Annotated in this window: 20 protein-coding genes and 1 pseudogene; 15 read left to right on the top strand and 6 right to left on the bottom strand. The window is 67.0% G+C overall.

Annotated elements, in window-relative coordinates:
• Positions 1 to 36 precede the first annotated feature (36 nt).
• The 10 genes and pseudogenes from HMPREF3114_RS03690 to HMPREF3114_RS03650 all read left to right on the top strand — a co-directional run bounded on the left by HMPREF3114_RS03690 (position 37) and on the right by HMPREF3114_RS03650 (position 9,469).
• A complete protein-coding gene (locus HMPREF3114_RS03690; RefSeq protein WP_053496539.1) occupies positions 37 to 1,329 on the top strand; it encodes a transporter in 1,293 nt (430 codons plus the stop codon).
• A gap of 45 nt (positions 1,330 to 1,374) precedes the next feature.
• Positions 1,375 to 1,848: pseudogene (locus tag HMPREF3114_RS21355) on the top strand (NAD(P)-binding domain-containing protein); the annotation flags it as partial.
• The gene (locus tag HMPREF3114_RS21350; protein ID WP_315970758.1) at positions 1,837 to 2,265 is read left to right on the top strand and encodes an NAD-binding protein; all 429 of its coding nucleotides are present in this window, start codon (positions 1,837 to 1,839) and stop codon (positions 2,263 to 2,265) included. The pseudogene HMPREF3114_RS21355 and the gene HMPREF3114_RS21350, both read left to right, overlap by 12 nt.
• 102 nt (positions 2,266 to 2,367) lie before the next feature.
• A complete protein-coding gene (locus HMPREF3114_RS03680; protein WP_053496537.1) occupies positions 2,368 to 3,507 on the top strand; it encodes an SPFH domain-containing protein in 1,140 nt (379 codons plus the stop codon).
• 20 nt (positions 3,508 to 3,527) lie between these two features.
• Positions 3,528 to 4,880, top strand: coding sequence for a hypothetical protein (locus tag HMPREF3114_RS03675; protein WP_053496536.1), 1,353 nt, complete (start codon positions 3,528 to 3,530; stop codon positions 4,878 to 4,880).
• Positions 4,877 to 5,134, top strand: coding sequence for a hypothetical protein (locus HMPREF3114_RS03670; protein WP_053496535.1), 258 nt, complete (start codon positions 4,877 to 4,879; stop codon positions 5,132 to 5,134). The genes HMPREF3114_RS03675 and HMPREF3114_RS03670 overlap by 4 nt, the downstream gene beginning before the upstream one ends.
• Positions 5,135 to 5,322: 188 nt before the next feature.
• The gene (locus HMPREF3114_RS03665; RefSeq protein ID WP_070489118.1) at positions 5,323 to 5,907 is read left to right on the top strand and encodes an AprI/Inh family metalloprotease inhibitor; all 585 of its coding nucleotides are present in this window, start codon (positions 5,323 to 5,325) and stop codon (positions 5,905 to 5,907) included.
• Between the two features lie 69 nt (positions 5,908 to 5,976).
• On the top strand, positions 5,977 to 6,936 hold the full coding sequence (locus tag HMPREF3114_RS03660) for a cation diffusion facilitator family transporter (protein ID WP_053500280.1): 960 nt from the start codon (positions 5,977 to 5,979) through the stop codon (positions 6,934 to 6,936).
• 72 nt (positions 6,937 to 7,008) lie between these two features.
• Positions 7,009 to 7,635 carry a DNA-3-methyladenine glycosylase gene (locus tag HMPREF3114_RS03655; RefSeq protein ID WP_053500279.1) on the top strand — a complete coding sequence of 209 codons (627 nt, stop codon included), beginning with the start codon at positions 7,009 to 7,011 and terminating at the stop codon, positions 7,633 to 7,635.
• Between the two features lie 115 nt (positions 7,636 to 7,750).
• A complete protein-coding gene (locus HMPREF3114_RS03650; RefSeq protein WP_053500277.1) occupies positions 7,751 to 9,469 on the top strand; it encodes a sensor domain-containing diguanylate cyclase in 1,719 nt (572 codons plus the stop codon).
• Here HMPREF3114_RS03650 and xth read toward each other — a convergent pair whose 3' ends face one another.
• From xth to HMPREF3114_RS03635, 3 genes are all read right to left on the bottom strand, one after another.
• Positions 9,470 to 10,261 carry an exodeoxyribonuclease III gene (gene xth, locus HMPREF3114_RS03645; RefSeq protein ID WP_070489115.1) on the bottom strand — a complete coding sequence of 264 codons (792 nt, stop codon included), beginning with the start codon at positions 10,259 to 10,261 and terminating at the stop codon, positions 9,470 to 9,472.
• Between the two features lie 223 nt (positions 10,262 to 10,484).
• Positions 10,485 to 12,428 (bottom strand): MacB family efflux pump subunit, encoded by a 1,944-nt coding sequence (locus HMPREF3114_RS03640; protein WP_070489112.1) that lies wholly within the window; start codon positions 12,426 to 12,428, stop codon positions 10,485 to 10,487.
• A gap of 2 nt (positions 12,429 to 12,430) precedes the next feature.
• Positions 12,431 to 13,612, bottom strand: coding sequence for an efflux RND transporter periplasmic adaptor subunit (locus HMPREF3114_RS03635; protein ID WP_070489109.1), 1,182 nt, complete (start codon positions 13,610 to 13,612; stop codon positions 12,431 to 12,433).
• A gap of 237 nt (positions 13,613 to 13,849) precedes the next feature.
• Here HMPREF3114_RS03635 and HMPREF3114_RS03630 point away from each other — a divergent pair, with 237 nt between their 5' ends.
• The 4 genes from HMPREF3114_RS03630 (at position 13,850) to HMPREF3114_RS03615 (ending at position 17,382) form a co-directional block, all read left to right on the top strand.
• Positions 13,850 to 14,416, top strand: coding sequence for a hypothetical protein (locus HMPREF3114_RS03630; RefSeq protein WP_235643027.1), 567 nt, complete (start codon positions 13,850 to 13,852; stop codon positions 14,414 to 14,416).
• On the top strand, positions 14,413 to 15,174 hold the full coding sequence (locus HMPREF3114_RS03625; RefSeq protein ID WP_070489106.1) for a response regulator: 762 nt from the start codon (positions 14,413 to 14,415) through the stop codon (positions 15,172 to 15,174). The genes HMPREF3114_RS03630 and HMPREF3114_RS03625 overlap by 4 nt, the downstream gene beginning before the upstream one ends.
• 3 nt (positions 15,175 to 15,177) lie before the next feature.
• On the top strand, positions 15,178 to 16,254 hold the full coding sequence (locus HMPREF3114_RS03620; protein WP_070489104.1) for an ATP-binding protein: 1,077 nt from the start codon (positions 15,178 to 15,180) through the stop codon (positions 16,252 to 16,254).
• A gap of 201 nt (positions 16,255 to 16,455) precedes the next feature.
• Positions 16,456 to 17,382, top strand: a complete 927-nt coding sequence (locus HMPREF3114_RS03615) for an ABC transporter six-transmembrane domain-containing protein (RefSeq protein ID WP_053500269.1) — start codon at positions 16,456 to 16,458, stop codon at positions 17,380 to 17,382.
• Between the two features lie 96 nt (positions 17,383 to 17,478).
• On the opposite strand, the gene HMPREF3114_RS03610 is transcribed toward HMPREF3114_RS03615, so the two are convergent.
• The 3 genes from HMPREF3114_RS03610 to HMPREF3114_RS03600 all read right to left on the bottom strand — a co-directional run bounded on the left by HMPREF3114_RS03610 (position 17,479) and on the right by HMPREF3114_RS03600 (position 20,000).
• Complete coding sequence (locus HMPREF3114_RS03610; protein WP_229766054.1) at positions 17,479 to 18,591, bottom strand: DNA glycosylase AlkZ-like family protein; 1,113 nt, start codon at positions 18,589 to 18,591, stop codon at positions 17,479 to 17,481.
• A 70-nt stretch (positions 18,592 to 18,661) separates the two neighbouring features.
• A complete protein-coding gene (gene lepB, locus HMPREF3114_RS03605; protein ID WP_053500267.1) occupies positions 18,662 to 19,288 on the bottom strand; it encodes a signal peptidase I in 627 nt (208 codons plus the stop codon).
• Between the two features lie 118 nt (positions 19,289 to 19,406).
• Complete coding sequence (locus tag HMPREF3114_RS03600; protein WP_070489101.1) at positions 19,407 to 20,000, bottom strand: TetR/AcrR family transcriptional regulator; 594 nt, start codon at positions 19,998 to 20,000, stop codon at positions 19,407 to 19,409.
• A 240-nt stretch (positions 20,001 to 20,240) separates the two neighbouring features.
• Between HMPREF3114_RS03600 and HMPREF3114_RS03595 the strand changes: the two genes are divergently transcribed.
• Positions 20,241 to 22,436, top strand: a complete 2,196-nt coding sequence (locus tag HMPREF3114_RS03595; protein ID WP_070489098.1) for a TonB-dependent receptor — start codon at positions 20,241 to 20,243, stop codon at positions 22,434 to 22,436.
• Positions 22,437 to 22,591 lie beyond the last annotated feature (155 nt).

The following is a 22,591-nucleotide window of genomic DNA, read 5'->3' as shown; positions in this document are numbered from 1 at the left end:
CGTTGGGGGAAGCGTTGCACAACGCAGGACACGAACATGCACACCCTGATGAGGATCACCCCGTTGGCGCTGGCGGCGCTGGCGGGCACCGCCTTCGCCGCGCCACCCGCGGCGGACGATGGCGCCGACGTGCAGGCACTGGCCAACCAGCTGGAGCAGCTCAAATCCAACTATGCGCAGGAAGTGCGGCGGCTGCGCGAACTGGACATGCAGGTGCAGGCCATGCAGGCGCGGCTGAGTGGGAAGGTTGGCCCGATGGCCCTGTCTACGGCTACGGCAGTCGAGCGTGGCGCGACGCTACAGACTTCGTCGGGTGGCGAAGGCTACGCCAGTACCGCCGCCGAGGCACAGCAGGCGAAGCAGGAATCGCGGCGCAGCGTGGATGATGTGAAACAACAGCAGTCGGCGCTGTTCTCGCGCCGTTTCACCCTCGAGAACAGCCTCACCTACGCCCGCTACGACCGCAAGCAGCTCACCCTCAACGGCTTCCTCGCACTGGACGCGATCTTCCTCGGCAACATCGCCATCGAGAACGTTGAATCCGATTCGCTCACCTACAACCTGGCCGCGCGTTGGGGTGTCAGCCCGAACCTGACGCTCAACCTGGACGTGCCTTACCTGGCGCGGCGCACCGTCTACCAGAAGGGCGGCGCCGGCGGTGCGGCGGCCGCGATCGCGCAGGAAGAAACCAATGGCAACGGGCTGGGCGATATCGGCCTGAGTGCGAATTACCGCTTGTTCGGCGAACGCGGCTGGCGCCCGGAGACCGTTCTCACTGCCGGCGTGACCGCCCCTACCGGGCGCGCGCCCTACGGTCTGGACTGGAAGGTGATCGAGCGCGACGACGATGACTACATCCGCTTCGCCGTACCCCGGGAACAGCCCACCGGCAATGGCGTGTGGCAGGCCAATGTGGGCCTGTCGATGGTCAAGACCGCCGATCCGGCGATCCTGTTCGCCAACGTCGGCTATGTGCATTCGTTCCCGCGTGGTTTCAGCGACATCGACAGCAACCCCGACACGGTCAACCCGGGTGACGTGAAGCTCGGCGGCGCGGTCTACTTCGGCGCTGGCGTGGCCTTTGCGTTCAACGAGCGCACCAGCCTCAGCCTGTCCTTCAGCGACCGCATCAGCGCCCGCGCTTCCACCCGTTTCCAAGGCGGGAAGTGGATGAAAGTGATCGGCAGCGACGCCAACGCGGCATCACTGAATCTGGGCGTGACCTACGCGCTCAACCAGCACACCACACTGGTGACCCTGCTGGGCATCGGGCTGACCCCGGATGCACCGGACTTCACGCTGGCGTTCAAGATCCCTTACATGCTCTAGCGGCCACTGCCCATGGCATGATGGGCGCCCTGCGGCCAGCGGACGTCCATCATGCGCATCGGATTCCTGGGACTTGGAGTGATGGGAACGCCCATGGCGGCCCATCTGGCTCGCGCAGGTTACGGGGTACGCGGCTGGTCGCGCTCAGACCGCAACCATGCTGCCGCTCGCGCCGCCGGCATCGACGTCTGCGAGGCAGTGGACGGAGTATTCGCGGCCTGCGACAACCTCATCCTGATGCTGGCCAATGACGATGCCATCGACAGCGTGCTCGACCGCCATAGCGCGGCGTTCGGCGAGCGGGTCGAGGGCCGCCTGCTGATCAACATGGGCACCAGCTCGGCAGCGTACTCGCAGGCGCTTGCCGAGCAGATCCGTGCTGCGGGCGGCCGCTACGTCGAGGCGCCGGTGTCCGGCTCACGCGTACAGGCCGAATCGGCGCAGCTGGTGATCCTGCTGGCCGGTGCGGATGCCGACCTCGCGGCAGCCGCCCCACTGGTTGCACCGATGGGCAGGCAAACGGTGTGCTGTGGTGCAGTGCCGTCCGCGCTGCGCATGAAGCTGGCGGTGAACCTGTACCTGATCACCCTGGTCACCGGCCTGGCCGAAGCGGTGCACTTCGCCGAAGCCCACGGCATCGAGCTGGACCGCTTCGCGCAGGTGCTCAACGCAGGGCCGATGGCCAGCGAAGTATCACGCATCAAGCTGGACAAGATGGTCCGTGGTGACTTCAGCGTGCAGGCGTCGATCACCGACGTGCGCAAGAACAGTGGGCTGGTAGCCGCTGCCGCCCATGAGGTCGGCATGCATGCGCCCTTGATCGACGCCAGCGACGCGCTGTTCGCACAGGCACTGGCGTCCGGGTCGGGGGCGCTGGACATGGCGGCCGTGCTGCAGGCTGTACGAGCCGGGCCAAGCGGCACGGGCCGGCACTGATCCGGATTCATGTTCCGGCACCACAGCGGCCCCTGCCCGCTGCTATATTCAGTCCAGCTCGGCAGGCATGGTGCCTGCCCTCGAAATCACAGGGAGTTGGACATGGGTCTGGTACAGGCGGTGAAGGGTGCAGTCGGTGGTGTGCTGGCCGACCAGTGGAAGGACTTCTACACCGTGCCCACAGGCCTGCCCTCGACGGCGGCCCTGTTCGCCGCGGTGCCACGCGGCACCAACGCCGGCCGCGGCTCCAACACCAGCGGCTCGTCCAACATCATCACCAACGGCTCGAAGATCATCGTGCCGGAAGGCTATGGCCTGCTGCTGTTCCAGGACGGCGCGATCACCGCGTTCGTCGCCGAACCGGGCGGCTACGAGTGGCGCTCGGACGATCTGAACTCGCAGTCGATTTTCGCCGGTGACGGACTGGTCAGCACCTTCATCAAGCAGAGCTGGGAGCGCTTCAAGTTCGGCGGCCAGCCGGGCTCGCAGCAGGCGGCGTATTTCGTGTCGCTGAAGGAACTGCCGGACAACCGCTTCGGCACCCAGTCGGAAATCTACTGGGACGATGGCTTCCTCAACACCCAGGTCGGTGCGGTCACGCGCGGCTCGTACACGCTGAAGATCGTCGACCCGATCCTGTTCGTGAAGAACTTCGTGCCGGCCAGCTACCTGCGGCCGGGCCAGGTGTTCGACTTCACCGATCTGGACAACGCCGCTGCCAGCCAACTGTTCAATGAAGTGGTCGGTTCGCTGGCCCCGGCCTTCAGCCTGTATACCAACGATCCGGGCAAGGGCAACCGCATCACCAAGCTGCAGCAGGACTCGCTGGGCTTCGCGCAGAGCCTGTCCGCCGCCGTCGAGCAGGGTTACCAGTGGAAGTCGGACCGTGGCCTGGCCATCGTCAAGACCGCCATCGTCTCGATCGAATACGACGCCAACACCCGCGAACTGCTGAAGACCGTGCAGCGCGCCGATGCCCTGTCGGGTTCGCGCGGTAATTCCAACCTGCAGGCCAGCGTCGCCCAGGGCATCCAGTCGGCCGGCGAGAACGGCGGTGCGGCTGGCCTGGTCGGTGTCGGCATGGCCTCGGGCATGTTCGGTGTCGGGGGCATGCAGCAGCCGGTCACGCCGGCTGCCGACGATCCGGTGGCCAAGCTGAAGAAGGCCAAGGAAATGCTGGACCTGGGCCTGATCACCCAGGGCGACTACGACGCCCTGAAAGCAAAGGCACTGGGCCTGTAACAGCAGGACGCACAACGAACATGTCCGATCCCCGAAACGGCCCACCGCCGCTGCCCGGATCCGCGCCCACGACGCCGCCGCCCTTGCCGGCGGCGTCATTGGATGGGCCCGGTTCGCCGCAGGACGTCCCTCCCCTGCCCGGCAGCTTCCCGCTGGACACCTCGAAGCTGCCCCAGGCCATCCGCGATGAAGTGGAAGCGCCCGATCCTGTAGCCATCGATACCTCAGCCAGCGAGCTGAAGGACGGCCTTAACCGCTGCCCGAAGTGCGGCGCCACCGACATCCGGCCCAAGGCCGGCACCGATATCCTGGTCTGCCTGTACTGCCGTCACGAATGGCATGGCGCGCGCGTCGAGGAGGAATTCGGGCTGGGCGAGGCCATCGACCAGCTGCGCGGTACGGTCATCGCCTCCGGCGCGCGTGACATCGACGCCGACACCTCGGCGCTGATGACGTTCAAGTGCACGGGCTGCGGTGCCGAAGTCACGGTCAATACCGAAAGCACGATGACGGCGCGCTGCCACTGGTGCCGCCACGTCTTCGGCGTCAACGAACAGATCAGCAATGGTGCGGTGCCCGATGCGGTGCTGCCCTTCCACATCAAGAAGGATGATGCGGTCGCGCGCATCCGCCAGTTCGTCGACAAGCGCCGCATGTTCGCGCTGAAGGCGTTCAAGGAGCAGTTCACCCCGGAAAACGTGGTGGGCGTGTTCCTGCCCTACATGATCGTGGACAGCAATGTCAGCGCGGCCGTGGCCGGCAAGGGCGAGATCCAGACCCGGCAATACACGGTCGGCAGCGAGAAGAACAAACGCACCCTGTACGACGCAGATGTCTACCAGGTCGAGCGCCAGGTGGATTTCACGGTTGATGACCTGCCCCTGGAATCCTCGGCCGAGCGCGGCAATCTGGATACCCGCGCCAACACCAACAACATCATCAACACCATCCTGCCGTTCGACACCAAGAACGCGGTGAAATGGAACGCCTCATACCTGGCCGGCTTCACCTCTGAGAAGCGCAACCTCGACGTGGAGAAGCTGCGGCCGCGGCTGGAAGACCAGCTGCTGTCGATCGCCCGCGCGCAGGTGGAGGGCTCGGTGAAGCGCTACAACCGTGGCGTGCGCTGGGAACAGGAGCAGCTGGAGGTGCATGGCACGCGCTGGGTGTCGATGTACCTGCCGGTGTGGTTGTATTCGTACCACCAGCCCGGCAAGAACGGCGGCATGCTGCACTACATCGCGGTGAACGGCCGAACCGGCGAAACCATGGGCAGCGTGCCCGTCCAGCAATGGAAGATGCTGCTGGCAGCCCTGGCCACCGGCACCATCATTGAAGCCCTCGCAATTGCCTTCCTGGTGGCATCGACATGAGCGACGACAGTGGCCTCTGGCTGTTGGCGGCAGGTCCGGCCGGCGCAACCGCGCTGTACTGGGCGCTGTACCGCTATTACCGCAACACCGACAAATCGCACTCCTTCGAGCACGAGACCGAGATCGAGGCCAAGCCGGTCACCGGCTCGGACCAGCAGGTCGGCCGGGTCACCGGCACCGAGGACAAGCGTATCCGCGGTGACAACGTGTATGAGTACCGGAAACGGGTGGCAAGGGTGAAGCCGGATCAGTAGCGCCAGGCCATGCCTGGCTGCGGGTCATGCCGGCCGATGGCCGGCATCCCTTCGGTATCTGGGCGCCAAGTGGGAGCCGGCCAGCGGCCGGCACTACCCTTCGCTGGGCTGCCCCAGCGCACACCCTCACACCGCCTCCCGCCCTACCGGTTCGATACTCGCGCGATCCACCTTCCGAGGATCCTGCGATGGCTGCCCTGCTTCCCCGTAGCTGCCTGTCGGTGCTGTGCGTCCTGGCCCTGCCCGCCCTGGCCCAGGACGCCTCGTTCGGCTTCGGCGAACGGACCACCCACACCGACCAGACCACGCAATCCAGTAGCACCCAGACCCAGAGCAGTGGCGTGGTGACCACCCAGACCACAATCAGTGGCAGCTCACAGTCCGAGTCGCGCAGCGAAAGCAAAGGCATCGACGTGGGCTTCGGCTTCCACGACAACAACGACGACTGGGGCCATGACCGTCGGCGCGATGACCGCGATGTGCGCGACAGCGATCTGTTCGGCAGCTGGACACTGGGCCAGGAGAACGGCAGCACCTGCACCATCGAGCTGAAGAACATCGAGTGGTTCGGCGGCTACAGTGCCTATGTGCCTGCCGGCTGTCCGGATGGCTTCTTCTCGGCCAACCGCTGGGTGCTGTCAGGCAACCAGCTGCAGCTGACCGACACCAGCAACACGGTGTTCGGGCGGTTCCGCGCGTCGGGCGGCGGACGCTGGACGGGGTACCGTGAATCGGATGGGGCGCGTTTGTATCTCAATCCCAAGGGCCGCTGATCGCACCGTGCACGCAGTGGGCACGCGCTGATCGGGAAGAATAGGCGTCCGCCCCGCCCCGCCGCCGAAATGTCCGCTCCCACCGGCTCCCGTCTCGTCATCTATGCAGCCCTCGCAGGCAATCTGGCCATTGCCGTGGCCAAGTTCATCGCAGCCGGCATCTCCGGCAGCTCGGCCATGCTCAGCGAGGGCGTGCATTCACTGGTCGACACCCTCAATGAGGTACTGCTGCTGTACGGCCTGCGCCGTGCCGGCAAGGCGCCGGACCCGGTCCATCCCTTCGGCTATGGCCGCGAGCTGTACTTCTGGAGCTTCATCGTCGCCCTGCTGGTGTTCGCCGCTGGTGCCGGCGTCTCGGCCTACGAGGGCATCCAGCACATCCGCCGGCCGGAGCCCGCCAGCAACCACGCGCTGAGCTACAGCGTACTGGGCATTTCCATCCTGTTCGAGGGTGCTTCCTGGTGGGTGGCGCTGCGGGAGTTCCGGCGTACCAAGGGCAGACTCGGCTACTTCGAAGCCTTCCGCCGCAGCAAGGACCCGTCCACCTTCACTGTATTGCTGGAGGACAGTGCCGCCCTTCTGGGCCTGGGCTTCGCGTTGATCGGCCTGCTGGCCGCGCAGGTGCTGGACATGCCGGTGCTTGATGGGGTCGCGTCACTGTGCATCGCCGGCGTGCTGGCCGCGACCGCCTTCCTTCTGGCCCGTGAAACCAAGGGCCTGCTGGTTGGAGAGCCTGCCCATCCTGCGGTGGCCGAGCGGATCATGGCGGTGGCCGAAACCGATCCGGACCTGCGCCGCGCCAATGGCGTGACCACCATGCAGATGGGGCCGGAACAGGTCGTGGCCATGCTCAGCGCCGAGTTCGAGGATGACCGGCGGACCCCGCAGATCGAAGCCTGCATCACCCGCATCGAAACCGCGGTGAAGCGGGAATACCCGGAACTGGTGGCACTGTTCATCAAGCCGCAGACGCCCGAGGTCTATGCCGCCCGCCGCGCGGCACTGGCCGCTCCGCCTGCACCGGAATGACGTGGCGTCTGCGCACGTTTCACCTCGCCAGTGCCACAGTGCCAGGGTCTCTCGCCCGAACCTGCCACTCTCGTGCCGGACTGGTTGCCCGTTTCCCTGCAGAGCCTCCCGCGCGGCTTCTACCGGCGCCCGCCGACCGAGCTCGCCCCGGAGCTGCTCAACAAGCTGCTGGTGCGCAACGATGGTCGCGTCGGCCGCATCGTCGAGGTTGAAGCCTATGCCGGCAGCGACGATCCGGCCGCGCACTCTTATCGCGGGCCAACGCCGCGCACGGTCAGCATGTTCGGTGAGGCGGGACACCTCTATGTCTACTTCACGTACGGTATGCACTGGGGCAGCAACGTTGTCTGCGGAGAGATCGGCGAAGGCGTCGCCGTACTGCTTCGCGCCATCGAACCTCTCGAGGGGCTGGACCAGATGCGGGCGCGGCGTCCCGCCGCACGCCGCGACCACGATCTGGCCAGCGGCCCCGGCAAGCTCTCGCAGGCCTTCGGGCTGGACCGCAGTTTCGACGGCGCCGATCTGGTGACAGGCAGCCACGGCATTGTCATCGCCAGCGATGGCGTGCCGCCTCCGGCAGATCCGGTGGTCGGGCCCCGCATCGGCATCACCCGCGCGGTGGACTTCCCTTGGCGCTGGCATGTTCGCGACCACCGTCACGTTTCAGTGCGGCCCTCGCGCGGGCCCCGCAAACCCTGACCGCGATGCGTCACGTCGGCATCACCCCGTCATGGCGATACATAACGCGGTACGCACTAGCGTAGTGCCCGACAGCCGCCGAAGCCGCCCTCGCCACCCTGCCCTGAAAAGCACCATGGACGAAGCCGAACGACTGCTCGAAATCGAACGACTGCACCTGCTGGACACGCCGCCGGAGCCGGTGTTCGATGCCATCGTCGCCGCCGCCCGTGCCGCGACCGGCATGACCATGGGCCTGATCAGCGTGGTGGCCGAAGACCGCCAGTGGTTCAAGGCCAACATCGGCCTTGAGGGCGTCAGTGAAACGGCCCGCGAAATTTCCTTCTGCACCCATGCCATACGCCAGGACGAGCTGCTCGAGATAGCCGATGCACGCCAGGACCCGCGTTTTTCCACCAATCCACTGGTGACGGGCGGGCCGCGCATCCGTCACTACGCTGGCATCCCTCTGGGCTCCGCGCACGGCGCACGCATCGGCACATTGTGCCTGCTCGATCCGATGCCCGGCGTGCTGTCTCCGTCCCAGCGCGAGCTGATGGTGCACCTTGCCCGGGTAACCACCCAGGTGCTGGAGCAGCGCAGCACGCTGATGGCGCAGGTGGGTCAGGCCAAAGCGCTGCATCGTGAGCTGAAACGCAGCGAAGACTTCCTGGAGCGCACCAACCGCGCCGCGCGGGTGGGCGGCTGGGAGATGGATCTGGTGACCAACGAAGTGCGCTGGACCCGCGAGACCAAGCAGTTGCACGGCGTGCGCAGCAACTTTGAACCGACGCTCGACACCGCGCTGTCGTTCTATCGCGAAGACAGCCGCAACATCATCCGGGCAGCAGTGCAGCGTTGCATCGACGAAGGCACGTCCTGGGAAGTGCAGCTACCGATGACCACGGCCGACGGTCGCTCGATCTGGACGCGCGTCGTTGGCAGCCGGCAACAGATCGACGGGCATCCGCGCCTGGTCGGAGCGATCCAGGACATCACGGACGAGCGAGCCGCGCTCGATGCGCTGGAAGCGAGCGAAACCCGCTATCGGCGACTGTTCCACTACAGCCTGGGCCTGATCTGCACGCACACGCTGGACGGAACATTGACCTCGGTGAATCCGGCGGCCGTGCAATCACTGGGTTTCGAGGAAAGCCAGATGATCGGGCGCAGCCTGTGTGACCTGATGCCGCCGGAAAAACGCGCGGGCTTCAATGCCTACCTCGCTCGGATCCAGGCAAACCACACCGACGCGGGTGTGATCGAGCTGATTGCCGCCGACGGTACGCGCCACTACTGGGCGTATCACAACGTGCTCGACAACGAAGCCAGCCCGCCCTACGTGCTGGGACATGCTCAGGACGTCACCGCGCTGCGGATGCAGGAGCAGCAGCTGCGCGAAATGTCCTTCAAGGATCCGCTCACCCAGTGCTACAACCGGCGCTACCTGCACCGGCTGGATGAACTGATTGACGAGCGCTGGGCCTGCGTGATGTTCGATCTGGACCATTTCAAGCACATCAACGACACCCAGGGCCACCGGCGTGGCGACGCCGTCCTGGTCGAGTTCGCCACGTTCCTGCGCTCACCGCTGGGCAGGGATGAGACGGTGGTGCGACTGGGCGGCGACGAATTCATGGTGGTACTGGTCGCGCCTGCGGACGGCCGGCTGAGCGAACTGGAGCATTGGTACCAGGACCACGCCGCGCTCTCGCCCAGCGCGTTCTCGATGGGTGCGGCCATCAACACGCCTGGCGAACCGGTGGCCGACACCATCCAGAAAGCGGACAGCCGCCTGTACCGCACCCGCGCACGGGTACGCCGCGAGCGTCGCGAAGACCCAGCCGCGCGTTGATCACGCGCTTACCGTCACCCAGGCCGGCGCGTGGTCGCTGGCCTTTTCCTGCAGGCGTACCCAGCGGTCGACGCCAGCGTCCTTCAGTCGCTCCGCCAGTACGGGATTCAACAGCAGATGATCGATACGCAACCCACGGTCGCGCTCGGCATGTTGGCGGAAATAGTCCCAGAAGGTGTAGATCGTGGCGTCGCCGTGCACCTTCCGCACCGCATCGGTCCAGCCCTGCGCCAGCAGTCGTTCGAAGGCCTCGCGCACCTCCGGCTGGAGCAGCGCGTCGCGGCGCCAGGCTTTGGGGTCATAGACATCGGCGTCGGTGGGAATCACATTGAAATCACCCAGCAGCAGCGCAGGGTGCGGCAGCTCGACCAGGCTGCGCGCATGCCGGATCAGGCGCTCCATCCAGCGCAGCTTGTAGTCGAACCTGGGCCCGGGCTGCGGGTTGCCGTTGGGCAGGTAGAGTGCACCCACCACAATGCCATGCGCCGCCGCCTCCAGGTAGCGGCTCTGGGTGTCCTTGGGCTCGCCCGGCAATCGGCGGCGGCTCTCGACCGGCGTGGTCCCTCGTGCCAGCAGCGCCACGCCGTTCCACCGCGCCTCGCCCTGCCAGAGCGCGCCGTAGCCAGCCTCTTCCAATGCCGAAGCCGGAAACGCGGCGTCGGTCGCCTTCAGTTCCTGCAGGGCAACCACATCCGGCGATTCCCTGTGCAGCCAGTCCAACAGCTGCGGCAGGCGTGTGCCGATGCCGTTGACGTTGAACGTCGCAATACGAAGCGTTTTGCGGCGGGGCATGGCTAGAGGCTCCTCGGCGCATCGAGTGAGCGTTCACTGTGCGCGCCGAGGCATGCAGGGACCGTGGATGCCGCGTCATGATGCGGTGCCGTCCGGTTCACAGACCGCTGCCATGTCGCGCAGCAGGCTGGTCACCGTGAACCCGGCATCAGCCACCTGTGGCTGCTGCCGTTCTACCGCAACGCCGGCCGTGATGGCGGCTACGATGTCACCGGGTGCGCCCCTACTCCGCCGCCAATGCCTGGATCGGGTCCAGCTGCGCGGCAGTGCGTGCCGGAAAGTAGCCAAAGCCCAGCCCGATGGCCGAAGAGCACGCCAGTGCGGCGAGCACCGGCCCCGGCGAGAACAGGAACGGCACGCCCAGCGACAACAGGCTCGACAGCGCACCCACAGCGAACGCGAGCAACACCCCCAGCACACCGCCGAACAGGCAGATCAGCACCGCCTCGATCAGGAACTGGCGCAGGATGTCGTTCTGCCGCGCCCCCACCGCCAGCCGCACGCCAATCTCGCGCACGCGCTCCTTCACCGACACCAGCATGATGTTCATCACGCCTACGCCGCCCACCACCAGCGCCACCGCCGCGATCGCCGAAACCAACGCGGCCATGGTCTGGCTGGACTTCATCACCGCCTTGCGGATCTGGTCGGCGTTGTAGATGAAGAAGTCACGACGGCCATGCAGGCGCTCCAGCTCGGCGCCCAGCGAGGCTTCGGCAGCATTGGTGGGTACGTTGTCGCGTACGCGCACGGTGATGCTCTCCAGGCGTTGGCTGCCCAGCAGCCGGGAAGCCGCCGAGGTGTACGGCACGTAGACCGTGGGGGTTGCACCACCGGCGAACGCATTGGGGCCGACCACGCCGATCACCTCGACCGGCATGCCACCCAGCAGCACCGTGCTGCCGATGGGATTGCCAGTGAACAGCGCCTTCGCCGCCTTCTGGTCGACCACGCCCACTGCGCGGTGCGCATCGACTTCGGCGTCGGTGAAGAAGCGACCGGCCTTCAGCCGCAGCCCCCGCACGCGCGGCATGTCGGCCCCTACGCCCAGCACCTGGGTGTTGGCACGACGGTTGCCCTGCAGTGCCGCCACCGATCCCGTCAGGTTCGGACTGACGCTGTCCACATAACTCAACGCCGCAAGATGGTCCGCGTCGGCCACCACCAGCGTTTCGACTTCCGCCGAGCGCGGGTCACCGAAATCTGCGCCCGGGAAGATCTCCAGGGTGCTGGCGCCCAGCGCGTTGATCTGGGATTCGACCTGCGCTTGTGCGCCCTTGCCCAGCGCAACCACAGTCACCACCGCCGCCACGCCGATGATGATGCCGAGCATGGTCAGCAGCGTGCGCAGGCGATGGGCCAGCATCGAACGCACGGCCATGCGTGCCGCTTCGCGGACCGCGTCCCTGCGTGCGCGGCGCTCGGCGACCGGCGACGCGGCACGCTCGGTCCCGCATCCTGCGCCCGCAGCCAGCAATCCCGGCTCGGCGCGGTCGGCCACCACCCGGCCGTCGGCGATCTCGATCACCCGCGCCGCGTTGGCGGCGATCGCCGCATCATGCGTCACCAGGATCACCGTGTGGCCCTGCGCGTGCAGGCGCTTCAGCTCGGCCATCACCTGCTGGCCACTGGCGTGATCGAGCGCACCGGTCGGCTCGTCGGCCAGCACGATCGCGCCGCCGTTCATCAGCGAGCGGGCAATGGACACGCGCTGCTGCTGGCCACCGGACAGCTGACCCGGCCGGTTCCCGGTGCGTTCGCCCAGCCCCAGCGCTTCCAGCAGCGTGCGTGCGCGCGCAGTGCGCGTCTGTGCGTCCACGCCCGCATAGACTGCCGGCAGCGCTACGTTCTCGGTGGCACTCAGGTTCTCCATCAGGTTGTAGCGCTGGAAGATGAAGCCGAAATGCTCACGGCGCAGGCGTGCCAGCGCGTCCGGCGCCATCTGTTCGGTGGCCTCGCCGTTCACGCGATAGCTGCCCTCGGTCGGCCGGTCCAGGCAGCCCAGGATGTTCATCAGCGTGGACTTGCCCGAACCCGAGGGGCCAATGATGGCGATGAACTCGCCGGCGTTGATGCGCAGCGAGACCTCCTTCAGCACCACCACCTCGCCGGCGGCCGAGCGATAGGCGCGCGATACGCCCTCCAGTTCCAGCAGTGCATGGGCCATGCTCACATCCCCAGCAGGCTGGCGGGTTCGGCGTCGCCACCGCTGGGCGCCTGGCCAACCACCACGTTCTCGCCCGCTTTCAGGCCAGACAGGATCTGCACGGCGGTGGCGGTGCGCAGGCCGGTCGTCACCGCACGTTCCTCAGCGCGGCCCTTGGCATCGACCACGCGCACGGTGCCGCGGTTGCCATCCTTGTCATCCGGCTCGGCCAGTGCCGTCAATGGCACCTGCAGCGCGTTGGCGACCCGCGCCAGCTGCAGGGTCACTTTCACCGTCATCGAAGGCTTCAGCTTCAGGCCAGGATTGGCTACATCGAACAGCCCGGCGTAGTACACCGCTTTCGGCGTCTGCGCAGAGCCGCCCACATTGCCGGAAGCGGCCTCGGCAATCGAGGTCGGCGCTGGCTCCAGCTGCTGCAGATGGGATTCATAACGGCGCCCGCTCGGCCCCAGCGTCGAGAACCACAGCGGCTGGCCGGGTGCGACCAGTTCCACATCCGCCTCGGCGATCTCGGCACGCACGGTCATCGTATCCATCTGCGCCAGCATCACGATGGTTGGCGTGGTCTGCATCGAGTTCAACGTCTGCCCGGCCTTGGTGACGATGGCCACGATGTAGCCGTCGCTGGGCGAGACGATGCGGGTATAGCCCAGGTTGATCCGTGCGGTTTCGACCTGGGTCACCGCCTGGTCGATCTGCGCCTGCAGCGCAGCCACCTCCGAACGTGCTGCGTCGCGTGCCACGCGCGCGGCTTCGAAGCCTTCCTGCGACACCAGGCGCGATGCCACCAGCTGCGACTGGCGTTGGTAAGCACGACTGGCCTGCGCATAGCGGGCCAGGCTGGCCGCATGCTGGGCACGCAGCGTATTGGTGGCCGCCTCGGCGCTTCGCAGCGCGATCCGCTGCGGTTGTGAATCGACCTCGGCGATCAGATCGCCGGCCCGCACGCGCTGGCCCAGCACCACATGCAGGCGCTTGACCTGGCCGGACACCTGCGCGCCCACCGCCACCAGCTCCTTCGGATGGACCCGGCCGACCGCCTGTACGGTCTTCTCCAGATCCGCCACCCTTGCCGGCGCGGTGATCAGCGCGGCATCATCGCCGCCTGCAAACGTCCACCATCCAGCACCGGCGGCCAGCGTGGCCACGGCGGCGGCAATGATCCAGGTCCTGCGGTTGCTCATCGAAACGCCCGGTTGCGGGCAGTCGCCCAATGCGACCGCCGGAGCCGCAGTCTGGAAGACACTGATGGACGTTTCTTGGAGCCACCGTGGAGATTGCATGGAGGCGTCGCGGCCGTTCAGGCACCAGCGCCACGCCTGAACGCGATAGCTCCGCGTCCACGCAATCTCGACACAATCTCGACCGAATCTCCATCAACGGTCGCTAGCCTCGTCGGCCTCGCCGACTGCCTGCCTGCCGTGTCCCTTTCCTACCCGGACCTGCCACCCATCGATGTGCGCCGTGCCTACCTGGCATGGTGTGCGCCTTCGCCATGGTTGATAGCACTGGTGCTGGCATCGACCAGCACGTGGATGTGGGTCGCGCCGTATCCGGGCCTGCCATTGCTGGCCGGCTTCGGGGCCGCCGCACTGGTGGGGTTCGGCAGTGATGGGCCCGGCCGCACCCGCCGCGTCGGGTCTCTCGCATCGCTGGCCTTGATCGGCCTGGCGGTCTGGGCGGCAACGCACCCGGCCGCCAACGTCAACCTGCATCTGCCGCTTGCCCTTGTGGCCACCGTGGTGGCCGCCCTGCTGGCAGTGCGCCTGCACACCATCGCGGGCATGGCTGCACGGCTGCAGGCCCGGGTGGACGCCACCCCCATGGCCTCGCGCTGGAGCAAGCTACCCTCGGCGGTGTCCACCCTGATGCTGCAGCAGCTGCGCGGCGCGGCTGTGGTGGAACCCAGCCTGCAGCGCACGCTGGTGCTGGCCACACTGGCCTGGGCAGCCAACGAGGAAGCACAGGCCATGGAGCGCGGCCGATGACCCAGCCCCTTCCCGCCCTGCCCTCGAACCCGCAGCACGCAACGAGACATGAACTCCGTAGACGACCCGCGCCCCTGGTCCTGATTGCCGAAGATGAAGGCGAAATCGCCGATATCCTCGGTGCCTACCTGGCCCGTTCCGGCCTGCGCAGCGCACGCGCCGCCGACGGCGAGGCGGCGCTCGCCAGCCATCGCCAGCTGCGCCCGGACCTGGTGCTGCTGGACGTGCAGATGCCCAAGCTCGATGGCTGGCAGGTATTAAGCGAACTGCGGCGGCGCGGCAACACGCCAGTGATCATGCTCACCGCGCTCGACCAGGACGTGGACAGGCTGACCGGCCTGCGCGTGGGTGCCGACGACTACGTGGCCAAACCATTCAATCCCGCTGAGATCGTTGCACGCATCCAGGCCGTGCTGCGCCGCAGTGCCCCCACCGCCGCCGAACAACCCAACGGGTTGATCCGCCAGGGGCCGTTCGAGATCGACCTGCGCAGCCACGAGGTGACGGTGGGCCACGGCGAGCAGGTGCACGCACTGAACGTCACCCTCACCGAGTTCCGGCTGCTGGTGCATATGGCGCGCGCGCCGCGCCAGGTGCATACGCGCGCGGACCTGCTGCATGCCTGCCTGCCCGAAGGTGATGCGCAGGAACGTACCGTCGACAGCCACGTCAGCAAGCTGCGGCGCAAGCTTGAAGAGGTGGGCGTGATCGGCATTCCCGCCACCATCCGTGGCGTCGGCTACCGTTTCCTGGACTGATCGATGAATCCCAAAGGCAAGAGCATCGGCCGCCAGATCACCCTCTCCATCACGGTCGCCTCGCTGTGTTCGACGGTGCTGTCGATCAGTGGCTTCTACCTGTTCTATTACCTGCTGGAGGTGTTCTATCCGCGCTGGTACGACGCGCCGGAAACGATCATGCCGTCCGGGCTGGAATGGCTGTGGATCGGCTTGACCGCCACCGTAGTGGTCATCTTCGCCACGCTGGTCGCCTCGCGCCTGACCCGGCGCATCATCACCCCGTTGAACTCGGTGGCCGAGAGCCTGCGCCGGGTGGCCAGCGGGGATCTGGACGCACGTGCGCGTGGCGGCGACACCACGATGGCCGAAGCGGCCACGCTGGTCAGTGATTTCAACTCGATGGCCGAACGGCTCAGCCGGATGTCCGAGAACCGCGTGTTCTGGAACGCGGCGATCGCGCACGAACTGCGCACGCCGATGACCATCCTGCGCGGCCGCCTGCAGGGTATTGCCGAGGGTGTGTTCGAGCCGGGCCCCGAGCAGTTCAACAGCATGCTCACCCAGCTCGAAGGACTCACCCGCATCATCGAAGACCTGCGCGTGGTCAGCCTGGCCGAGAGCGGTCACCTCGATCTGCGCCTGCAGCGCAGCGACGTCAGCGTGCAGGTGGCCGCGGTGGTGGAAGCAATGTCCGAAGCACTGGCCGAAAGCGGGTTTTCGGTGACCCTGGGGGCACGGCCGTCACTGGCGGACTGCGATCCGGCCCGCATCCGCCAGGCGGTGCTGGCGCTGCTGGAAAACACACGACGGCATGCCATTCCCTGCCCACTGCGGGTTCGTGTCACGCTGGCCGAAGGCCATTGCACCGTGACAGTGGAAGACGGCGGCCCCGGCGTGCCCGACGAGCTGCGCGACAGCATCTTCGAGGCGTTCCAGCGCACCGATGTCTCGCGATCGCGGCAGAGCGGAGGCTCCGGGCTGGGCCTGGCCGTGGTGCGGGCGATTGCCGTGGCCCATCACGGAACGGCGCAGTGCCGCCCGACCGAACGCGGCGGCAGCGCGTTCGAGATCCGCTGGCCAGTGCACGCGCGTCGTTGAGGACGCAGCATTGCGGAGGAGGTTGCTCCGGTAGCGGCCCACCTTGGTGGGCACCACGTGCGTGGCTGAACGCCGCCGGTTTCTCCACGCAATCTCCATCGTCCCTCCATGCCCGCTCCAAAGGACTGCAGATACTGGGCGCGACGTGGGAGATGGCAGGCATCCGTCCCCTGCCCTGTCTCCGACCCACCCAGGCATCCCATGAAACACCCCCACGATCCAGCGGCCGCCGCCGGCAGCATCGGCCAGCAGAATGCGGCCGCCACCCTGAAGACCATCCTGCGCACCTACCCCTGGCAGCTCACCGGCACGTTCTCGCTGGTCGCACTGGAGAACGCACTGCTGCTGGCCTATCCGCTGTTCGCCGGCTTCGCGGTAGACGCGATCATCAGCGGCAACATCGGCCATGCCATCTCCTACGCCGGCGTGGTGCTGCTGTTCTGGTTGGTCGGTGCCGCCCGCCGCGCGGTCGATACCCGGACGTTCACCCGCATCTATGCCGATCTGGCAGTGAGCGTGGTGCAGGCGCAGCGCCGCCTGGGCCAGGCCACCTCCACTTCGGCGGCCCGCGTCGTTCTGGCCCGCGAGTTCGTCGACTTCTTCGAAAAGCACGTGCCGATCATCGCCACCGCACTGGCATCCATGTTTGGCGCTGCGGTCATGCTGCTCGCAATTGAACCGCTGGTCGGTGGTGCCGCTCTCCTCGCGCTGTTCGGTGCTCTCCTGCTGCTGCCGTCGTTCGCGCGTCGCAACGAGCAGTTGCATGGGCGCCTCAACAACCGCCTGGAACAGGAAATCCGACTGGTGGACCGGGTCAGTCCCTCGGTGCTGCGCCGTCACTACACCACGCTGTCGCGCCTGCGCATCCTGCTCTCCGATCGCGAAGCCAGCGCCGTGCTGGCCGTCGGCGCGACGGCAGCAGCCCTGTTCGCACTGACCATCGGCCGCCTTGCCACCACCGATGGCGTTACCCCCGGTCACGTCTATGCGGTGATGACCTATCTGTGGACCTTCGCCGGCAGCCTGGACGATGCGCCGTCAATGGTGGATCAGCTCGCGCGGCTGAAGGACATCGGCCGGCGAGTCAGCCCCGGCATGGACGATGCGGACCACAAGGACGCCGCTTGACCGGTAGATGCCCACCTTGGTGGGCACCGGCGGGAGCCCGCGCCAACCAAGGTTGGCGACTACCGGGCGCGATGGGTACCCATGCGCCGCTTAGCGCTACAGGAACCTCGCCATCCGCTGCAGTTCGTCGTCCAGCGCGCCACGAAACACCTTGTCGCGGGCCAGCGACTTGCCGGCATAGCCCACGCTGGACACCAACTCACCCTCGCGTACGCTGAGATTGGCCCAGCCCACCACCTGGTCGTGCCACAACACCGGCAGCGCGTAGTAGCCATACTGGCGCTTCGGTGCAGGCGTGTAGGCCTCGAACTTGTACACCCATCCCCACAGCAGCTCGAAGCGGCGGCGGTCCCACACCACCGGGTCGAACGGCGCCAGCAGGCGCACCTGTTCGTCCGGTGCATGGCGGCGCGAGCGCGGATTCTCGTCCGCCGGCCAGTACCAGGTAGTGCCCTCCAGCGTGCAACTGGCCAGCTGCTGCTTTGCCAGTGCCAATGCCTTGCGGGTCTGCTCGGCCAGATGCGGCGCACCATAGCCCAGCAGGCGCACCAGATAGGTCAGGCTGGCCGATGGCAGCGGCGCGTACTTGCGCACCACCAGATCAATCAGCGCAGCGGCGCGTTCGATCTGTGCCTGCTCGCTGGCGTCCGGCTCGGCATGCTCGGCCACGGCATAGATACGGGTGCCACTGTCGCGCCGCTGCACCCGCAACAGCCCGCGGTAGTGCATGCCATCAAGCAGATGCGTGCTGGCATTGCTGGTGCCGCCCCAGTAGTTGGTCACCCGCCCATGCGCAAACGCCTGGTCGACCTCGCGGGGGTGTACGCTGCCGCGCTCGCGCACGAACGCCAGCACCTCGGCCGCGCGGCGATGGGTCTCGGCGTCCCACTCGCGCTTGGACACGCGCGGGTGCATCAGCGCCAGATGCTCGCGCGGCAGGAAGCCGTAGTTCACCAGGCAGTCCTCTTCCACCGGCAAGCGCGCATAACGACGTTCAAGATCACCCGCGCGGTAGTCCTTCACCCGGTGCCGCAGGGTCAGGTCCTGCGCGCGTGCCGGCGCCCGTATCGGGTCGGCCTGCACGAAGCCCAGCTTCCGGATCGCGGTCAGCAGCGTGGTCGGCTTGAACAGGGTGCGCGCCACCGCATAGCGGCGAAGATCATCGAGGGTGGGCGTGGCTGGCATGGCCGCATTGTAGATCCACACCATGCGTGGATGGCATCACGGCAATTCTCCCAGGACTAGCGCTCGCCGCACCGGGACACTTCCGCGGCCCCAACTACAGGCGCTGCCAGACCACACCCTGCCCCCGTCGGTAGTACACCGCCACCGCGCGACCGTAGATCCGGTCCGCATCGACCCATCCGAAGAAGCGGCCGTCCAGGCTGTTGCCACGGTGATCCCCCAGCACCAGTACCTTGCCTGTAGGCACCCGCACTTCGGCGATGTCAGGGCCTCCGCCACGCGTCAGGTCGAGCCGGGCCTGACGCTCGCCGAACCGCTCCACATCGGTCGCACCGGTCATCTGCAGAGACCGCCCATTGACGCTCAGTCGCCCATCCTGCAGGCGCACACGATCGCCGGCCACCGCCACCACGCGCTTGATCATGCGCACGCCATCGGCCGGCGAAGCGAACACCACCACCTCGCCGCGTTGCGGCACGCTGGCGCCCATCAGCTTCAGCCCGGTGAAAGGCAGGCGCAGGCCGTGCGCGCGCATATCGACAACAACGCGGTCACCCGGCTGCAGGGTGGGTTGCATCGAACCACTCGGCACCACGTAGTGGTTGGCCAGGGTGTCGCGTGCAGCGAAGAACAGGCCCAGCAGCATCAGCAGCGGCACGACCTCCTTCTTCAGCCACGCCAGCGTCCGCTGGGACAACGGCGCGCGGGAGGTGGCATCCATAAGGGCTCCGGAAGGTGATGAAGGGACTCCGAGCCCGAGGCTAGACCTGGCACACCTGGTCACACATAGGACAAGTTCCAGATGTGCCCGCCAGCTGGGCCATCGGGCATGGCCAACGCTACGGATCGCCGTCCGCTTCCAACAACTGCAACGACCCGATCACCAGCGCCCGCATGCCCTGCTTGAACTCAGTGATCACCTGGCCCTCTTCGTCATCTGCAATCGCGTAGATGGTGTCGGCGCCGGCGATGCAGTAGAACGCGATCGTGGCCAGCAGCCAGCGTGCCTTGTCCATCGGCAGGCCGAACACTTCGGCCACGTGCGCCTGGTGCGAGGCAATCTTTTCCAGCATCGGCGCGGTCGCCACCGTGCGCCGCAGCAGGTAGGGCGGCAACCCGGGATGCGCCTTCACCACCTCGCACAACGATTCGACGAACACCATCAGGTAACCCTGCAGGCCACCCGCCGCATCGGCCGAGGCGCGGGGAATCTGCCAGCGCTGGAACACGGCCTGGGCCACCAGCCGCTTCAGCGCCTCCAGGTTGGCCACGCGCTTGTACAGCGCGGCCTGGGTGACCGCCAGTTCGGCGGCCACGTTGGCCATGGTCAGGTTGGGCAGGCCCAGGCGGATGCCGATGTCGGCCAGGCGCTCGGGGGTGATGGTCGGCGGGCGGCCGCGCGGCGGCACCGTGGTTTCGGGTTGCGTGTTCATACCCTGCCGAGGGTGCCAGCAAAGGGACCCTCTTGTCCGCTTCAGTCGATTTAGTTTAATTTACTCAACTAATTCGGAATGCGTCTGGTTCGCAATCATGGCGCCGTCCGGATCGAGCCCGTGGCTCACTTCCCGCCAGGTCCCCGCCCAGCCAACAACCCCGCGCTGCGCCCCTCTTCCCGTGCGTGCCGATGGCCGCGCGCCAGGCGCGCTCGCCCTCGCGATTCACAGGACCCAGGCATGACCGTGTACCCCTTCTCCTCTCCACAAAACCAAGCGGCCGCCGCGTGCTGCAGCCAGCCACATCCACACAGGGTGGCCCGCCGCTACCGCGCATCGGCGCTCGCGCTTGGCCTGATGGCATCGTGTGTCGCGCTGGCCGAAACCGCGCCGTCCACGCTGCCCTCCGTGCAGGTGCAGGAACAGCGCCGCGTGACCGGCGACTACGCCGGCGGCCAGGTGGCCGCAGGTGGTCGCATCGGCCTGCTCGGCGACAAGGACTTCATGGATACGCCGTTCAGTACAGTCAGCTATACCGAGTCCTTCATCCGCGACCGCCAGGCCAAGGACCTGACCGACGTCATCGCCGCCACCGACCCCACCGTCTTCAGCAACGGCGTCACCGGCGCATGGAGCGAGAACTACGCAATCCGCGGCTTCGCCTCCAACACCAGCGACACCACCTTCAACGGGCTGAGTGGCATGGCGCCCTACTACCGCACCTCGCCGGAAATGTTCGAACGCATCGAGGTGCTGAAGGGCCCCTCCGCGCTGCTCAACGGCATGCCGCCGGGCGGCTCGGTGGGCGGCGCGGTGAACCTGGTGCCCAAGCGCGCTGGCGAGCAGCCGCTGCTGCGGGTCAGCGCCAACTTCGCCTCCGATGCGCAGTTCGGCACCCATGTGGACATGGGCCGTCGGCTCGGCGCGGACAAGCAGTTCGGCATCCGCTTCAACGGCGCGTACCGTGATGGCGATGGCGCCGTGGGCAAGCAGCGCAAGAAGGTGCAGCTCGGTTCGCTGGCACTGGACTGGCGCGGCGAGCGTGCGCGGCTGTCGGCCGATCTGTACAGCGCCGATGACCGTGTTGATGGCCCCGCACGTGGCGTCGGCCTGGCACCCGGCGTCGCCATTCCGCGGCCGCCGCGTGGGGATACGCTGATCAACCCGGACTGGGCCTACGTGGACAGCCAGGACAAGGGCGCGATGCTGCGCGGCGAGCTGGACATCAACGATAGCCTGCTGGCCTACCTGGCCTACGGCACCAGCAGGACCGATTACCGCTACAACGGTTCGATCAGCGCGCAGATCCTCAACCCGGCCGGCGACTTCACCACGGTAATCGGCCAGCTCGCCTTCGATATCAGGAAGCAGTCCGGCGATGCCGGCCTGCGCGGTTCATTCCATACCGGCAGCGTCGGCCACCAGTGGGCCGCCAACGTGACCCACTACCAGCACACCCAGAACGACTACGGCCGCCGCAGCGTGCCGGGCTGGGACTGGACCACCAACCTCTACAACCCGGTGTGGGGCCCGGCCGCGCCATTCGTAGCCCCGCACATCTCGCATACCGAACTGCGGCTGGACAGCATCGGCTTCGCCGACACCCTGTCCTTCGCCGATGACCGCGTGCAGCTGACGCTGGGCGTGCGCCGCCAGCAGGTGGTCAGCGAGACCTTCAACGTGGCCACGGGTGCACGCACCTCGCGCTACGACGAGAGCGCCACCACCCCGGCAGCGGCGCTGCTGGTGAAGGCGACCGACACGGTCTCCCTCTACACCAACTACATCGAAGGCCTCAGCCAGGGCGCCACCGCGCCAATGACTGCCGCCAATGCCGGCGATGTATTCGCGCCGTTCCGCACCAAGCAGAAGGAGCTGGGCCTGAAGCTGGACCTGGGCCGCTTCGCGCACACCTTCAGCGTGTACGAAATCAAGCGGCCCAGCAGCTACACCGACCCGGTCACGAATATTTTCTCGTTCGGCGGCGAACAGCGGAACCGCGGTGTGGAATGGGGCTTCTTCGGCGCACCACTGGACGGCGTGCGCCTGCTGGGCGGCGTGGCCTATGTGCAGCCGAAACTGACCCGCACGGCGGGCGGCGTGAATGAAGGCCGCATGGCCACAGCGGTTGCGCAGCGGCAGGCCAAGTTGGGCGTGGAATGGGATGTGCCCGCGCTGGAAGGCCTGACCCTGACCGGCACTGCCACCGCGATGTCGAAGCAGTACATCAGTGCCGACAACCGCCTGTCAGTGCCGGGGCGGGCGTTGTTCGACGTGGGCGCGCGCTACAGCACCACACTGGCCGGCAGGCCGCTGGCGCTGCGCGCCACGGTGAACAACGTGACCAACAAGGCGTATTGGGGCATGCCGTTGTTGTCGAGCCTGGCATTGGGTGCACCCAGGACGGTGCTGGTGTCGGCGACGATGGATTTCTGAGCTGGCATGGACCCCTTGTAGAGCCGAGCCCATGCTCGGCTCCGTTTCGTCCGGTGAGCCGAGCATAGGCTCGGCTCTACAGAACGCGGGGCCCTCCGCCAACGGCATCCAGGCAGGATGGGAATATCCTGTAGAGCCGAGCCCACGCTCGGCTG

The sequence above is a fragment of the Stenotrophomonas sp. HMSC10F07 genome (genome assembly GCF_001807895.1).
Lineage (GTDB): Bacteria > Pseudomonadota > Gammaproteobacteria > Xanthomonadales > Xanthomonadaceae > Stenotrophomonas > Stenotrophomonas sepilia.
Note: the sequence above shows the minus strand (reverse complement) of the source record. Positions and strands in the feature narration are given on the sequence as shown.